Annotated in this window: 1 protein-coding gene; it reads left to right on the forward strand. The window is 61.3% G+C overall.

Annotated elements, in window-relative coordinates; genetic code table 11:
• Positions 1–16: 16 nt before the first annotated feature.
• A partial coding sequence (locus SB679_RS24165; RefSeq protein WP_410704781.1) for a COX15/CtaA family protein occupies positions 17–274 on the forward strand: 258 nt, incomplete at its 3' end.

The raw sequence follows: 274 nt of genomic DNA on the forward strand, positions 1-274 counted from the left end.
GCGGCTAGCGTCCAAATTGCCCACGGAAGTCAATACTGCCGTCCGGCGCCTGGCCCTGCTGTCACTGATCGGACAAACCGTGCTTGTGGTGACAGGAGGGGCAGTGCGCCTCACGTCCTCAGGCTTGGGCTGCCCTACCTGGCCCCGTTGCACCAACAATTCCCTGGTCAACACACCTGAGATGGGTATCCACGGCTTCATCGAATTCGGCAACAGGCTGCTGACCTTCGCGCTGGCCGCCGTCGCCGTCTTCCTGTTGGTGTACTTGTGGAAG

Origin of the sequence: Chryseobacterium sp. SIMBA_029, from assembly GCF_046535275.1 — a bacterium.
Lineage (GTDB): Bacteria > Bacteroidota > Bacteroidia > Flavobacteriales > Weeksellaceae > Chryseobacterium.